This window comes from Cloacibacterium sp. Arc13 (assembly GCF_041431305.1).
Taxonomy (GTDB): Bacteria; Bacteroidota; Bacteroidia; order Flavobacteriales; family Weeksellaceae; genus Cloacibacterium; species Cloacibacterium caeni_B.
Genome location: NZ_JASMRM010000001.1, coordinates 84,449 through 100,303, shown reverse-complemented (window position 1 = coordinate 100,303; position 15,855 = coordinate 84,449). Strand labels below are relative to the sequence as shown.

The following is a 15,855-nucleotide window of genomic DNA, read 5'->3' as shown; positions in this document are numbered from 1 at the left end:
TTAATTTTTAAATGCTTGTTGTAACTTTAAACTCGAAACTTTAAAAATTATTTTTCTCTTTTGAGAATTTAATGAATTTCAATTCTTAAAATAATTTAACACTCAGATTTTCAAATGATTAAAAGAATTAGCCCAGAAGAAACCTATCTTCTTAGACGAGAAATCCTAAGAAAAAATCTTCCTCAAGAATCTCATGAGTTCAGTGGTGATTTTGATGACCAAACTTTTCATCTAGGTTATTTCGTGGAAGATAGAATTGTGGGAATTATCACGGTCTTGCAAAATGGAGAAATTGCTCAAATTAGAGGAATGGCAGTTTCAGAAGATTATCAAGGAAAAGGAATAGGAAAAAAATTGGTAGAAAAAGTTGAAGAAATTTTGAGAGAAGCTCAAATTCAAAAAATTTGGATGAATGCCAGAGAAACAGCTACAGAATTTTACCAAAAATTAGGGTATGAAATTGAAGGTGAATTGTTTAAAGTAAAACCCATCGGATTTCATTATGTAATGACCAAATATTTCAATTCATAACATCTATTAAAATATGATGAAAATTAGAAATTTTATATCATAATAATGATTAAATTTGCAGACTTGAAATGAATTCTCTTGCGAAGACATATAATACACAGAACTTCACTGTTTTAAGCATTAGTTTTGAAAAAGCCAATGCCGAAATCAGAGGGAAATTTGCGTTTTTTGATGAACACGTAAAACAGTTCGTAAAAGAAATTCATGAAAAGAAACTAGGTGATGCGTTTGTAGTTTCTACTTGTAACAGAACCGAAATCTACACTACTTCTCATAATTATATTGCGATTGCAGAGATGTATTGCAAGAGTGTAGAAGTAAGTTTGATGGATTTCATGCAGTTTGTGAATGTGATGAAAAACGAAGAAGCGCTTTATCATCTCTTCAGGGTTTCTGCAGGTTTAGAAAGTCAGATTTTAGGAGACTTCGAAATTATTGGTCAGATAAAAAATGCTTACCATCGATTCAAAAAACATAAAAGTTTCAGCAATCCTTACTTAGAAAGAGCCATCAACTCGGCGATTCAGATTTCTAAAAGAATTAAAAACGAAACCGCACTTTCAAACGGAGCAGCTTCTGTTTCTTATGCAGCGGTACATTATATCTTAAAAACTCAAAAGCAAATTTCAGAGAAGAATATTCTTCTTTTGGGAACTGGCGAAATCGGTCAAAATACTGTAGAAAATTTGGTGAAACATGTGTATCAGCCAAAAGTAAAAATCGCCAACCGTTCTTATGAAAAAGCTGAGAAAATTGCAGAAAAGTATAACATTCCACAAATTGCTTTTGAAAATTTCGAAGAAGAACTGAAATCTACAGATATTCTTATTGTTGCAACTGGCGCTTCACATCCGATTATTCACCAGAAACATTTTCCAAATGGAAAAGAAACATTGGTGATAGACCTTTCTATTCCAAATAATGTAGATAAAAAAGTGGCGGAAAATAAAGCGGTGCAATTGGTAGATGTAGACGAATTGTCTAAGCATATTCAGGAAACCATAGAACAGCGCAAGAAAGAAATTCCTAAAGCGGAGAAAATCATCAAGGAAATGACCAAAGAATTTTTGGCTTGGGAAAGAAAAAGAAAATTCGCGCCGAATATTCATCAGTTCAAAGCTGCACTGAAACATATAGAAGACCATGAAATGCATAATTTCCACAGAAAACACAGATATGTGGATATAGAAGACATGGAGCTCACCGAAAAATTGATTCAAAAAATCACCAATAGATTTGCGAAATATATCATCGAAAATCCGCTTCGTGCCGAAGAAGTTACTAAGTTGATGAACGAAATTTTGGTAGAACAACCCAAAGAAGAATTTAATAAAAAACATCAATAGATTTTCGATTTGGGATTTATGAATTTTCACACATTTTTGTCATTCCGAAGGAATCTAAATTTTTTTAAATGAAAGCAATCAAAGTTTTAATTACAAAATTTGTAGATAATTCTCAACCAGGTTGGGTAGAATGCGAATTTTTAGATATAAATAATAAAAAACATATTTTTCAAGATAAAGTTCCAATTATTACAACAGAATATCTTGACGAAGAGAGTATTTATCCAAAAAAAGGGTTTCTAGGTTGCGAAATTTTGGAAGAATTAGTTTTTGATGAAAAAAAAGCTTTAAAAGTAACAACTGAAAAACCTTGGGATATTGAAACTTATGAAGGGTTTAATGAGTTTTATGTTTTTCCAAATCAAATAATTGATATCAATATTTAAAATATAATGATTAGAATAGGCACCAGAAATTCGCCATTAGCAATGTGGCAAGCAAAAGAAGTAGAACAAAAATTACAAAATTTAGGCTACGAAACAGTGCTGGTTCCTGTGCTTTCTTCTGGTGATAAAAACCTTAATCAACCGCTTTATTCTCTTGGAATTACGGGCGTTTTTACCAAAGATTTAGACATTGCATTACTCAATAATGAAATAGATATTGCAGTGCATTCTCTGAAAGATGTTCCTACTATTTTACCTCAAAATATAGAAGTTTCTGCAGTTTTGGAAAGAGATTTCCCGCAAGATGTTTTGGTGAGAAAATCTTCTTCTAAAAATAAAGATTTAGCAGAACTTAAAATTGCAACCAGCAGTTTGAGAAGAAGAGCTTTTTGGTCAGAAAAATTCCCGAACACTCAGTTTTCTGACATTAGAGGAAACGTACAAACGCGTTTAAAGAAATTGGAAGAAGGAGATTTTGATGCTACACTTTTTTCTTTGGCAGGTATTAAAAGAATGGAAATGGAGTTGGAGTATGAAATGCTTGATTTTATGATTTCTGCACCTAGTCAGGGAGTTGTAGCAATTTCGAGTAGGGTAGATGACAAGGAAACCAAAGAAATTTTGCAAAAAATCAATCATAAAACCACTCAAATCTGCGTTGAAATAGAACGTAATTTCCTCAGAACTCTAGAAGGTGGCTGTACTGCGCCAATTGGAGCAATAGCAGTTTTTGAAGAAAATAAAATCAAGTTTTCTGGTAGATTAAATTCTTTAGACGGAAGTAAAACGATAAATGTAGTTGAAGAATTTGAATATGATGAATCTGAAAATTACGGCAAAAAATTTGCAGAATTTGTCCTAGAAAACGGAGGAAAAGAAATGATGGAGGAGATTAAGAAACAAATAAAGGAATAGAGTTATCATGAAAATCCTTTTCACCAAAACCGGAATCGAACATGAGGTTTCAGAGAAATTAGAAACCGGTTTTTCTTGTGATTTTAAGGATTTTATAGCGATTGAAAAAATTAAAACCAAACCTTTTCCGCTTAAGAATTCTTCACTTATTTTCACGAGCGTAAATGCTGTAAAATCTTTCTTTGAAAATGGTTTTCAACCGAATGAAAATTTTCAAGAAGCTCACTATAATAAAATCTACGCAGTAGGTCTTAAAACCAAAAAAGAATTGAGAAATAAAGGTTTTGGAACTTTTAAAGTGAAGAAACATCTTAATGATTTGTCTGAATTTATTCTCAAGCATAGCCAAAAAGAAAATTTCATTCATTTTTGTGGAAATTTAGCACTTGATATTTTAGATAAAGCGTTGCCACTACAGAATATTTCTTACAAAAAAGTAGTGCTTTACAATACTAAAATTCTCTATCCAGAAATTCATGAAAAATATGAGGCTGTAGTTTTTTTTAGTCCAAGTGGAGTTCGTAGTTTTGCAAAGTTTAATTCTTTAGAAAATTTGAAGATCTTTTCTATCGGACAAACCACAGAAAAGGAGCTGAGAAAATTTACACAAAATAAAATTTTTACCAGTAAAGAAAGCAATTTAGAAGATTTAATTAAAATAATAATGTCTCACAGATAGCACAGATTTTTAATTTAAAATTTAATTCTTTCATTGATTGAAATTAAATCAGTTAAAGACTAAGAAATAGAAATCTTGAATTTATTTTCTGTGAAAATCTGTGTAATCCGTGAGAAGCAAAACAAGAAAAATGATAAAAAACGACCTATATTTAAGAGCATTACGAGGCGAAACTGTAGAAAGACCACCGGTTTGGATGATGAGACAAGCAGGAAGATATTTGCCAGAATTCATCGCACTTCGTGACCAATATGATTTCTTCACACGTTGTCAAACTCCAGAATTGGCAGCAGAAATTACTGTTCAACCGATTAGAAGGTTTCCGCTAGATGCAGCGATTTTATTTTCTGATATTTTGGTAGTTCCACAAGCGATGGGAATTGATTTCAAAATGAAAGAATCAGTTGGACCATGGCTAGATACACCAATTAGAAGCTTAGAACAAGTACAAAATCTTCAAGTAGAGGGAGCAGAAGAAAATCTGAAATATGTTTATGATGCGATTGACATCACTTTACAGAAATTAGAAAACGAAATTCCTTTGATTGGTTTTGCTGGTTCACCTTGGACTTTGCTTTGCTATTGTGTTGAAGGAAAAGGTTCTAAATCTTTTGACATTGCGAAGTCGTTTTGCTTTACTCAACCAGAAGCAGCACATTTGCTTTTACAAAAAATTACAGACGTAACCATCGCTTATTTAAAGAGAAAAGTACAAAGCGGAGTTTCTGCGGTGCAGATTTTTGATTCTTGGGGCGGAATGCTTTCTCCGGAAGATTATCAAGAATTTTCTTGGAAATATATCAATCAAATTGTAGAAGCTTTAGCTCCAGAAGCTCATGTTGTAGTTTTTGCGAAAGGTTGTTGGTATGCTTTAGAAGAAATGACAAAATCTAAAGTTTCTGCTCTTGGAGTTGATTGGACGATTACACCAGAATTGGCAAGAAAGTTCACCAATAACTCTATCACTTTACAAGGAAATTTTGATCCTGCAAGATTGCACTCTTCGCCAGAAGTGATTAGAAAAATGGTTCATGAAATGATTGATAGATTTGGCAAAGACAAATACATTGCTAATCTAGGTCACGGAATTTTGCCAAACATTCCTTTAGAAAATGCCGAAGCTTTTATTAGAGCGGTGGTAGAATGGAAGGGTTAAAAACCCATCTTTATATAAACACAAAATCCTCAGATAATTCTGAGGATTTTTGTATTATTTCACTTCTGTGATAAATTTATCTTTTGGTTTTCTTACTTTTTCAAGTTTTTCTAACCAGTCTTTTTCAGTGTCTCTGTAACCAAGAGGTAAAAGTAAAACACTTCTTAATCCTTTTTCTCTTAAACCTAGAATTTCGTCTACTTTTTCTGGGCTGAAACCTTCCATTGGTGTAGCGTCTACCCCTTCGAAAGCAGCTGCAATAATTGCAGCACCGAATGCAATGTACGCTTGTTTTGCAGTGTGTACGAAGTTTTCTTCTGCAGATTTAGGAACGTAAGCGTTCAATAAAAATTGTCTGTAGTTTTCCCAACCATCATTAGTAAAACCTCTTACTTCGTTCGTTAAATCAAACATATAGTTGATTCTTTCTGCAGTGTAAGTATCCCAAGCTGCAAAAACCAAAACATGAGAAGCATCTGCAACTTGCGGTTGATTACTTGCTGCTTCTTTCAATTGATTTTTAACCTCTTGATTAGACACCACGAAAATTTCGAAAGGCTGTAAACCACTAGAAGTAGGAGCAAGTCGTGCTGCTTCTAAAATTCTTTCAAGTTTTTCATCACTTACTTTTTCTCCGTTCATCGCTTTTGCAGCGTATCTCCACTTTAATTTATCTAATAATTCCATTTTATAAAAAATTTTTTACAAAGATAAGTTATGATGAGCGGTTTTGTCATTGATTTATGTTAAGAAAGAAATAGAAAAATAATTAAAAAATGTGATTTAAAATTCTAACCTATCTCTTTTACAATACCAATTTGGCATACAATAAGAAAGTTCGCAGCCAGCAAAATGATATTTTTTCTTATTTTTCTTCATGAAATCTAAAGTCGTTAATCCATAAAATATAGGAACAACTTTTTGGGAAGATTTACATTTTGGGCAAACAGAAGTTTTATTTTCATGATATTGGCAGAACTTTTTGACAAAAATATTTAAAGAGGTGTCTCCACTTATTTTGATGAGAAAAAGATTTTTGTCGTAAAATTCATTGTTGATTGTGAATTGATAATCCCCATTTTCAATATTTGAAAATCTGAAATTTCCATCCAAATCAGAGGTTGAAAAGTATTCTTTTTCAGAATTGATTTTTTTAAGTTTTATTTCAAATTGAACTCGGTCATACTTTCTACTAATGATACTATCACGTACTTTTCCGCTTAAACTTTGCGCATAAGAATTTATTGAGAATAGACTTAAAACAAAAATTAGAAGAAGTCTTTTCATTAGTTTTTATTCAACTCCAAAAGTGGATCTATGTATTCTCTGTCGTTGCTCAATCGTGGCACTTTGTTTTGTCCGCCCAGTTTTCCTCTAGATTCCATCCATTGATAAAAAAGTTTTTCTTTTGCCGTGTGAATAATTGGCGGATTCAGCGTCATATTGAGGTAACGTTTCGCTTCGTAATCTGAATTGATAGATTTCAAAGTATCATCAAAAATTTTAGAAAACGCTTCGAAATTATTAGGATGTTTGGCAAATTCAATCAACCATTCATGCGCTCCAGATTTTCCTTCGCTCATAAAAACGGGCGCTCCTGTATAATCTAAAACGTGAGCTTCTGTAGCATCACAGGCTTTTTTAAGAGCTGTTTCTACATTATCAATCATTAATTCTTCTCCGAAAGCATTGATGTAATGTTTGGTTCTGCCAGAAATCTGAATTCGATGCGGAGAAAGAGATGTAAATTTTACGGTATCACCGATTAAATAACGCCAAAGTCCACCATTGGTAGAAATAACGACTGCATAATTTTTGCCGAGTTCTACTTCTTCCAAAGGAATTGCTTGAAGATTATTGCGGTCAAATTTATCCATCGGAATAAATTCGTAGAAAATTCCGTAATCTAGCATCAGAAGCATTTCGTCACTACCACTTCTGTCTTGAATTCCGAAGAAACCTTCAGAAGCGTTGTAAATTTCGTAGTAATTAATGTCTTTGCCGATGATTTTTTTATACTGTTCTCTGTAAGGTTTAAAACTTATTCCACCGTGGAAAAATACTTCTAAATTTGGAAAAATGTCAGAAATATTGCCTTTTCCTGTTTCGGTTAAAATTCTTTGAAGTAAAACCATCATCCAACTTGGTACACCAGTTAAACTTCCTACATCTTGGTTTTTAACTTCTGAAACGATGGCTTTCAGTTTGGTTTCCCATTCTGACATGAGGGAAGTTTTTTTGCTGGGAACCGTGGTAATTTCTACCCAAAAAGGAAGATTTTCTATCAAAATAGCAGATAAATCTCCGAACTTAGTATTGAAGCTTTCGTACAATTCTGCACTTCCGCCTAATCTTAAATTTTTATTGAGAAATAATTGATTATCAGGGTGATTGTTTGCATAAATGGAAATTAAATCCTTTCCTGCTTTGTAATGACACTCTTCTAAACTTTCGTCTGAAATAGGGATGAATTTGCTTTTGGCATTGGTCGTTCCAGAAGATTTAGCAAATTGGCGAATAACTCCAGGCCAAGAAATATCTTTTTGACCTTGTCTTGCTTTTTCTATGTAAGGTTCAAATTCTTCATAGTTTACGATAGGAACTTGTTGCTGAAAATCTCGGTAAGAAGAAATGTCTTTGAAACCGAATTTTTTGCCGTATTCTGTTTCTTCTGCATGGAAAAGCTGAGAAAATAAAACTCCGTTTTGAGTTTCAATAGGATGTTTCATAAAATTCTGAATTTGGTCTATTCTTTGTCGAATAAACCAATTTACAGCCATATTGAAGAGAGCTTTTGTTGCCATTGCTCAAATTTAATAAATTTTTTGAGAATTTTGTAATTTGAATGCAACAAAAATCCGCTCTAAAGATTTAGAACGGATTGATGATTATTTTAGAGAAAATTTTAGCAAAATTCTTCGTAAGCTGCTTGTAAATTCGCTGCAATAGCACCAGCAGGATTTCCTTCGATGTGGTGTCTTTCTAACATGTGAACTAGTTCGCCATCTTTGAAAAGCGCAACACAAGGTGAACTTGGTGGGAATGGCGCAAAATGTTTTCTAGCTTCTGCTACCGCTTCTGTGTCAAAACCTGCAAAAACAGTAGTTAAATGGTCTGGTTTTTTATCACCAGTTAAAGAATAAATAACGCCTGGTCTTGCTGCTCCTGCAGCGCAACCACAAACCGAATTTACCATAACTAGGGTAGTTCCCGGTTGTTTAAGTGCATCGTTTACTTGTTCTGCTGAGGTAAGGTCTTGAAAACCTTTATCTGTGAGTTCTGCCTTCATTGGCATTACTAAATCTGCTGGATACATAATATATATTTTATTTAATGATTAGAAAATTCAAGATTTTGTAGTGCAAATTTATAATTAAAATTTGGAAAATTCTATTTAATTCTATTATCAAAAATATGCCAAAAATCTATTAAGACAAAATGACTCCTTTTTAATTAAAAAAGCCGATGAATTTTTCATCGGCTCTTTATAGTTAATATGAAAATTTAATTATGATAATAGTTTTTTCACCATTTCAGAGATGGATTTTCCATCTGATTTTCCTGCCAAAGCTTTAGAAGCAGTTCCCATTACTTTTCCTAAGTCTTTTAGAGATTCTGCGCCTACTTCGGCAATAATTTTTTTAATTTCTGCTTCCAATTCTTCCGCAGAAACTTGAGCAGGTAAAAATTGTTCAATCACTTTCATTTGTGCCAATTCTACTTCTGCCAAATCATTTCTATTTTGAGCAACAAATTGTTCGTAAGAATCTTTTCTTTGCTTAATCATTCTTTGAAGAATGGCAATTTCTTGTTCTGGAGAAACATCAGCTCCTTTTGCTTCAGTTTTGAGCAGGAGAATTTGAGATTTTACGGCTCTTAGAGAGTCAAGAGCAACTTTGTCTTTTTCTCTCATTGCGGTTTTAATCGCTTCGTTTATGGTAAGTTCTAAACTCATTTTTTTCTAAATTTTAAAAATTTTAATCTACGTCTTTGTTTAAAAACTTGTTTTCTCTAAGTTGTACTCTTCCGTTGTTTTCAGAAAGGAAGCTAGAAATTTGCTGTTGAGAAGCATTTTCGTGACCAATATTGATGTTTTTTCTTCTGAAAGCAGGAATGTTTTCGAATTCATTTTCGTTTTCTATCGTCTGATAACGAGAGTTGAACTCTTTCAATTTATCTCTTCTTGCCTGAACTTTTTCTGTGGCAGTATTTTTTTCGATAAATTTAAATTCCTCTTCAATTTTAGTTTCTGTAAAGGTGATTTTTTCTTCTGTATGATTTTCAAAAACGGTTTTTACTTCTTCTATTTCTTCTGCAATTTTAAAGGTAAACTCAATAGGTTTTTCTTCAACTAAAGTTTTCGTTTCTGCTTTTGGTTTATACGTTTCTACCGTTTTTTCTTCTACAATGAAAGAAATTTCTTCTTTGGTTTCTTCCACAGAAAGTTTCACATTTTCTACTTCTTGTGCAGCATTAAACTGAGTTTCTTCAATAATAGTCGTTTTCTTTTCTTCTGTTTCAAAAGTGAAAGATTGAGATTCTAAAACGTCTTCATCATCAAATGAAAATAACTCTAAAACATTATTTTCTTGTTCTTCTACTTCAAAAGTTTGATGACTGCTTTCAATGCTTAAACTTTCGTCTTCAAAAAATCTAAGTTCTTCTATTCTTTCTTCCATCACAGCTGCTTGTGTTTCTGCAAATTGATTCACAGAATTATTTGGGAAGTCTGGAGTGCTGTTATCATTAGAATCATCTAAGAAAAACATGCTTTTTGATGAATTTTGCATTGGATTTTCTTGAGATTTTTCAGAAGAAGTTCTGCCAAATGGAGATTCTCTCTTCACTTTTGGTGTAGAAGGACTGTCTTCTAATGTATATCTAATTTTTTCGGTAGGACCAGCATATTTTTGATCATCTGCTGCAAAACCAGTGGCAATAACCAATACGCTGATAGAATCTCCCAATTCTGCATCTGTTCCTACACCGAAAATAATATCTGCAGTGTTTCCTGCTTCGCGCTGAATGTGGTCATTAATTAAGCCGATTTCGTCCATTGTAGCTTCTTCGTTTCCACTTCTGATAAGGAGAAGAACGTTTTTAGCGCCTGTGATTTTATTATCGTTTAATAATGGAGAATCGAGTGCTTTTTTCACTGCTTCTTCTGCTTTGTTTTCACCAGAAGCGGTTCCTGTAGACATGAGAGCAGTTCCTGAATTTTGTAAAACTGAACGCGCATCACGGAAGTCTATATTTACATCGAAATAACCAGTAATCACTTCTGCCATACCTTTAGCAGCATTGGCTAAGACTTCGTCTGCCTTAGCAAAACCAGATTTGAAGCCAAGGTTACCGAACTGTTGACGAAGTTTATCGTTATTAATAACAATTAAGGAATCTACATTATTGCGAAGTTTTTCTAAACCATTTTCGGCTTGTTCTAGTCTTCTTTTTCCTTCAAAACTAAAAGGAACGGTAACGATACCAATGGTTAAAATTCCCATTTCTTTGGCAATTTTTGCAATAACAGGAGCAGCACCAGTTCCGGTTCCGCCACCCATTCCTGCGGTTATGAAAACCATTTTAGTATTATGACCTAGAACAGCTTTGATTTCATCAATACTTTCTAAGGCAGATTTTTCTCCAACTTCTGGGTCTGCTCCAGCTCCTAAACCTTCTGTAATGGCAGCTCCTAACTGAACTTTTGTAGAAATTGGATTATTATCTAGTGTTTGTGCATCGGTGTTACAAATGATAAAATCTACTCCATGAATTCCTTTCTCGTACATGTGTTTCAACGCATTGTTACCTCCACCACCTACACCAATCACTTTTATGATAGATGAATTTCCTTTTGGTAAATCGAATGAAAACCCTGTATTTAATGTATTTTCCATATATTTTCGATGTATAAAAGTTACTTACTTATTTTGTGTTATTCGTTTTAATTATTCTACTTCTTCGAAGAATTTTTTTACTTTTTCAAGGATTGATTGTCCAAAAGTAGGTTTGTTTTTCTTCACTTCCTCGATGTGTTGTGAAATTTCTTGCTCCTCAGTTTTTACTTCTTCTACTGTATTTTCTGTTTGAGGAACTTCTATAACTTTTGGCTCTTCCACAGGTTTTTCTACAGGTTTTTTGTCGTGAATTTTTAAACTTTCCATCAATAAACCAATTGAGGTAGCAAACTCTGGAGATTTCAAATATTGGTTTTTGTCATTGGCAATATATTCATTGGCAAAACCAATTCTCGCATCAAATCCTGTTACATAATTGGCTAACTGACGAAGGTTTTTAAGATTAGAACCGCCACCTGTTAATACAATTCCCGCGATGAGTTTGCGTTTTTGTTCATAAGCTCCATAGGCTTTTAATTCTGTATTTACCATTTCGAGAATTTCTTCCACTCTTGCATTGATAATACTTGCCAAAGATTTTAGAGAAATTTCTTTGTCTGGTCTTCCGTGCAAACCAGGAATGGTAACAAACGTAGAATCTTTTTCTAAATCTGGAACGGCAGATCCGAATTTTACTTTCAGTTGCTCTGCGTGTTTTTCTATAATAGAACAGCCTTCTTTAATATCATCTGTAATAATTCCGCCACCATAAGGAATAACGCAAGTATGGCGAATGATGTTATCTTTAAAAATAGCAATATCTGTAGTACCACCACCGATGTCTACGATGGCAACTCCTGCTTCTTTTTCTTCAGTAGTAAGAACAGCTTCTGAAGAGGCAAGAGGTTCTAGAGTAAGGGCTTCCATTTCTAAACCAGCTTCGCGAACGCAACGTGCGATATTTCTGATGCTTCCCATTTGACCAACAACTACGTGGAAATTTGCTTCCAGACGTTTTCCGTGCATGCCGATTGGTTCTTGGATTTCGCCCTCAGAATCTACTTTGTACTCTTGTGGAAGCACGTGTATGATTTCTTCACCAGGAAGCATGACCAGTTTTTTTACTTGGTCTTTTAAGATTTCTATATCTTCATCTGTGATATATTTATCTGGGTTTTCTCTCATAATGTAATCTGAGTGTTGCAGACTACGAATGTGTTTGCCTGCGATACCTACAGTTACTCTATGAATAGGAACTCCTGAAGATTTTTCTGCTTCTGAAATAGCAGCTTTGATAGAGCTTATCGTTTGAGAAATATTATTCACAATTCCTTTGTGAACGCCCAAACTTTTGGCTTTACCTACGCCTAAAACTTCAATTTTTCCGTGGGCATTTTTTCTGCCTACAATGGCAACAATTTTCGTGGTACCAATGTCTAAACCTACTGAATAATCATGTGTTTCCATATATTGCTGTTCTCTTTTTTTAATTAATTGTTTTTTCTTCGGGTTTTTGTGTTCCTGTTACGGTGTTTATTGGTGTTTGTTCATTTGTTTGTAAACTATCTTCTTCGGGTTTATAGCCAGAATTAAGAGTGGTTACGATTTGGTTATCATATTTCACAGAAATTTTAGAATATTTTTCTGGAGCTTGATACACCAAATATTTTTCTACAAATGTTTTAAAACCTTTTACTTTAAAATCTATTCTATCTAAATCACCGATTTCTACTTTATAATTTCCATCGCTGGTTGCAAGATTGAAGTTTCCGTTTTCTTTTGTAATGCCTACAAAGAAATTTTTGCAGAAACTGTCTTTGTTTATTTTTTCTATTAACTCAATGAGTTTTTTATACTCTTTCTTCTTCACATCGCCAGAAACGAGCATGCAAGGATGAGAGTATGTTTTAGAAATTGGGAATTCTATTCCTTTTTTGTCTACATAAAATCCTTTTCCTCCATTATTTAATCTAAAAACGGGAACTCTTTGTTTGATGTCTACATTCAGTTTTCCATTTAAATTCAAATAAACGTTTGCACTATCTACCGCAGGCAATTCGTTTAATTTTTTTTCCAAACTCGGGATGTCTACATCGCCCACTTTTTTTGTAGAATTATACCTTTCTACAATGGTTCTAATGTCTTTTTCGTCTACAAAATAAACAGGAGTGGAGCTATCATTTAATTTTACGATGATAGATTGCTCATCAATTTTTCTGTCATTAAATCTCTTCAAAGAGAAGCTCAATAGAAATCCGAAGATTACTACTGTGACAAAAATTTTGAGAATTCTCCACTTGTTTTTCATAAACTTACGTCCGAGTTTTTTCTAATTTTAATTTTTCAATATACCAATCCAATTCATAATTGGGTCATACAAAGTGTCTATGTTTCCTGCACCTACAGTAAGCAAAATGTCAAAATCTTTTTCTTTGATTTTGTCAAAAGCTTCGCTTAAACTGCACACTTCTTTTTTCTCTAACTGTACTTTTTCTAGCAACCAGTCAGAAGTTACCCCTTCAAAATCTTTTTGTAATTCTCTTGCTGGATAAATGTCTAATAATAGTAATTCATCTGCTGCCGCTAAGCTTTCTGCAAAACCATCTGCAAAATCTCTGGTTCTGCTGAATAAATGTGGCTGAAACGCTACCAACAGTTTTTTATTTGGGTTAAACGTTCTGATAGAACCTATCACCGCATTCAGTTCTGTTGGGTGGTGTGCATAATCATCTACATAAATCTTACCGTTTTCAAAAATATGTTTGGTATAACGTCTTTTAATTCCTTTGAAACTAGAAATCCCTTCTTGTAATGCTGTAAAATCTGCTCCTAAATTGTGCAAAACAGCAATCGCAGCAGTTGCATTTTCCACATTATGCGTTCCCGGAATTTGCCAAGCAAATTCTACGGTTTGTTCGCCAGCATGAAAATCAAACATCATCCAACCGTCTATAATGTGCAGATTATCAGAATAATAATCCGCTTCTTCATTCACAGCATACGTTTTACAAGGTCTGCCAATATTTACGCCTTTTCTCACGAAAAGTTGGTCGTTTTCTGGCACTAAATCTGCAAAATCTCTAAATCCTTGTTCAATGGTTTCTGTATCTCCATAAATATCAAGATGGTCTGCATCAATAGATGTAATAATTGCCCAATCTGGTGAAAGATTTAGGAAACTTCTGTCATATTCATCTGCTTCTAGAACAGACATTTCTGTTCCGTTAAAGATGAAATTTGACTTGTAATTTTCTGCAATTCCACCTAAAAATCCTGAAAATGGAAGATTCGCCACTTTGCAAAGATGTGCTACCAAACTTGAAGTAGTAGTTTTGCCATGCGTTCCAGCTACTGCGATACAATTGGTATCTTCGGTAATCATCCCGAGAACTTTTGCACGTTTTAAAACTTCAAAACCATTTTCATTAAAGTAGTCTAAAATTCCTAAAATTTTAATGGCAGGAGTGTAAATTACTAACGTTTCTTCAGGATTTAAAGAAGAAATATTTTCATTAATTTTATCATCAAAAACAATATCAATACCTTCCGAAATAAGCGCAGAAGTGAGCTTGGTTTCGGTTTTATCATAACCCAAAACATTTTTCCCGGCAGCATGGAAATATCTTGCTAAAGCAGACATCCCGATTCCACCGATTCCTACGAAGTAAAAGTTTTTATACTGTATCATTTCATTTTATTTAAAGAATTTTCCTATAATTTCAAAAATCGTAATCAAAACATTTGAATTATCAGATTCTTTATATAGGATTTTAATTCCTTTCTTTTTTCTCTTATTATGAGAGATAAAAAGCATTATCCAAATACTAATTACAACTAATACGATTACGATTAAAGCAATATTATCTTTTGAAAACACTTTTATATAAATTTTTAAATATTCAAATTATTAATAATCTCATTCACAATTTCTTCTGTCGCTTTTGGTTTTGCAAAAAAGTCTAAATTTTGAGACATTTCTTTTCTCAAACCTTCGTTTTCGCAAATTTCTGAAAGCGTTTTCCAGAATTTCTCTTTCATTTCTGTGTCTTTTACCATTTTAGCAGCGTTTTTTTCAACCAAAGTCTGAGCGTTTTTGGTTTGATGATCTTCTGCCGCAAAAGGAAAAGGAACCAGCAAAACTGGCTTTTTAGCAATGGCTAATTCAGAAATCGCTATCGCTCCAGCTCTAGAAACAATTACATCTGCCGCAGAATAAGCCATTTCCATGTTTTTAATAAATTCTACAATTTGAATGTTTCTGCTGTGAATGTCTTTCGTTTCTTCTAAAATATTTTTATAATCTAGTTTACCAGTTTGCCAAATGAGTTGGTAATCTTTTTCTAAAACTTGATTAATGTTTTCTTTCCAGCCGTTGTTCAAAGTTCTAGAACCTAAAGAACCGCCTACTGAAAGTATCGTTAATTTCCCTTTTTCTAAACCTAATTTTTCTTTGGCTAAATCGCTGTCAATGATATCAGTAATAATGTTTTTTCTGATAGGATTTCCTAAAAATAACGTTTTCGTTCCGTGGAAGAATTTTTCCATATTTGGATAGGCGGTGAAAACAGTTTTTGCCTTTTTAGCATTGAAAATATTGGTTTTCCCAGGAAGAGAATTCTGTTCCTGAATAAAAGTAGGAATTTCCATTCTCGCAGCAATGAATAATGCTGGTCCACTTGCAAAACCTCCTGTTCCTACCGCAAAATCTGGTTGGAATTCTTTAATGATTTTTCTAGCTTTAATCAAACTAGAAATCACCTTAAACGGTAAATTAATATTAGCCAAAAGATTTCCTCTGTCAAAGCCTGCGATGTTTAATCCTTCAATTTTGAAACCAGCTTGCGGAACTTTTTCCATCTCCATTTTTCCATTGGCACCCATGAACAAAAATTCTGCATCAGGAAAACGTTTTTGTATTTCCTGCGCAATGGCAACGGCAGGAAAGATGTGACCACCTGTTCCACCACCACTCATTAAAACTTTTAATTTTTTGCTCATATTATCT

The 15,855-nt window shown here is 33.4% G+C and carries 16 protein-coding genes; 6 read left to right on the top strand and 10 right to left on the bottom strand.

Going from position 1 to position 15,855, the window contains the following annotated elements:
- The first annotated feature begins 114 nt into the window (after positions 1-114).
- The 6 genes from QO190_RS00525 to hemE all read left to right on the top strand — a co-directional run bounded on the left by QO190_RS00525 (position 115) and on the right by hemE (position 5,013).
- Positions 115-531 (top strand): GNAT family N-acetyltransferase, encoded by a 417-nt coding sequence (locus tag QO190_RS00525; protein WP_371460746.1) that lies wholly within the window; start codon positions 115-117, stop codon positions 529-531.
- Positions 532-599: 68 nt separating this feature from the next.
- Positions 600-1,877, top strand: a complete 1,278-nt coding sequence (gene hemA, locus QO190_RS00520; RefSeq protein WP_371460744.1) for a glutamyl-tRNA reductase — start codon at positions 600-602, stop codon at positions 1,875-1,877.
- 68 nt (positions 1,878-1,945) lie between these two features.
- Positions 1,946-2,263 carry a hypothetical protein gene (locus tag QO190_RS00515; protein ID WP_104792960.1) on the top strand — a complete coding sequence of 106 codons (318 nt, stop codon included), beginning with the start codon at positions 1,946-1,948 and terminating at the stop codon, positions 2,261-2,263.
- Positions 2,264-2,269: 6 nt separating this feature from the next.
- Positions 2,270-3,178, top strand: a complete 909-nt coding sequence (gene hemC / locus QO190_RS00510; RefSeq protein WP_371460741.1) for a hydroxymethylbilane synthase — start codon at positions 2,270-2,272, stop codon at positions 3,176-3,178.
- A gap of 7 nt (positions 3,179-3,185) precedes the next feature.
- Positions 3,186-3,857: a uroporphyrinogen-III synthase gene (locus QO190_RS00505; protein WP_371460739.1), complete on the top strand. Its 672-nt coding sequence runs from the start codon at positions 3,186-3,188 to the stop codon at positions 3,855-3,857.
- Between the two features lie 130 nt (positions 3,858-3,987).
- Complete coding sequence (gene hemE / locus QO190_RS00500; protein WP_371460737.1) at positions 3,988-5,013, top strand: uroporphyrinogen decarboxylase; 1,026 nt, start codon at positions 3,988-3,990, stop codon at positions 5,011-5,013.
- A gap of 54 nt (positions 5,014-5,067) precedes the next feature.
- On the opposite strand, the gene QO190_RS00495 is transcribed toward hemE, so the two are convergent.
- The 10 genes from QO190_RS00495 to murG all read right to left on the bottom strand — a co-directional run bounded on the left by QO190_RS00495 (position 5,068) and on the right by murG (position 15,848).
- Positions 5,068-5,700, bottom strand: a complete 633-nt coding sequence (locus QO190_RS00495) for a nitroreductase family protein (RefSeq protein WP_371460735.1) — start codon at positions 5,698-5,700, stop codon at positions 5,068-5,070.
- 96 nt (positions 5,701-5,796) lie between these two features.
- Positions 5,797-6,300, bottom strand: a complete 504-nt coding sequence (locus QO190_RS00490; protein ID WP_371460734.1) for a hypothetical protein — start codon at positions 6,298-6,300, stop codon at positions 5,797-5,799.
- Positions 6,300-7,817: a GH3 auxin-responsive promoter family protein gene (locus tag QO190_RS00485; RefSeq protein ID WP_371460733.1), complete on the bottom strand. Its 1,518-nt coding sequence runs from the start codon at positions 7,815-7,817 to the stop codon at positions 6,300-6,302. The genes QO190_RS00490 and QO190_RS00485 overlap by 1 nt, the downstream gene beginning before the upstream one ends.
- Positions 7,818-7,918: 101 nt before the next feature.
- Positions 7,919-8,329, bottom strand: coding sequence for a BrxA/BrxB family bacilliredoxin (locus QO190_RS00480; protein ID WP_069797407.1), 411 nt, complete (start codon positions 8,327-8,329; stop codon positions 7,919-7,921).
- Between the two features lie 192 nt (positions 8,330-8,521).
- Positions 8,522-8,968: a GatB/YqeY domain-containing protein gene (locus QO190_RS00475; RefSeq protein ID WP_371460732.1), complete on the bottom strand. Its 447-nt coding sequence runs from the start codon at positions 8,966-8,968 to the stop codon at positions 8,522-8,524.
- 22 nt (positions 8,969-8,990) lie between these two features.
- On the bottom strand, positions 8,991-10,910 hold the full coding sequence (ftsZ, locus tag QO190_RS00470; RefSeq protein ID WP_213190290.1) for a cell division protein FtsZ: 1,920 nt from the start codon (positions 10,908-10,910) through the stop codon (positions 8,991-8,993).
- A 51-nt stretch (positions 10,911-10,961) separates the two neighbouring features.
- Positions 10,962-12,317, bottom strand: a complete 1,356-nt coding sequence (gene ftsA, locus QO190_RS00465) for a cell division protein FtsA (RefSeq protein WP_371460731.1) — start codon at positions 12,315-12,317, stop codon at positions 10,962-10,964.
- Positions 12,318-12,336: 19 nt separating this feature from the next.
- Positions 12,337-13,158, bottom strand: a complete 822-nt coding sequence (locus tag QO190_RS00460; protein WP_371460730.1) for a cell division protein FtsQ/DivIB — start codon at positions 13,156-13,158, stop codon at positions 12,337-12,339.
- A gap of 27 nt (positions 13,159-13,185) precedes the next feature.
- Entirely contained in the window at positions 13,186-14,538 is a 1,353-nt protein-coding gene (gene murC / locus QO190_RS00455; protein WP_371460729.1) for a UDP-N-acetylmuramate--L-alanine ligase, read from the bottom strand.
- A 203-nt stretch (positions 14,539-14,741) separates the two neighbouring features.
- On the bottom strand, positions 14,742-15,848 hold the full coding sequence (murG, locus tag QO190_RS00450; protein WP_371460728.1) for an undecaprenyldiphospho-muramoylpentapeptide beta-N-acetylglucosaminyltransferase: 1,107 nt from the start codon (positions 15,846-15,848) through the stop codon (positions 14,742-14,744).
- Positions 15,849-15,855 lie beyond the last annotated feature (7 nt).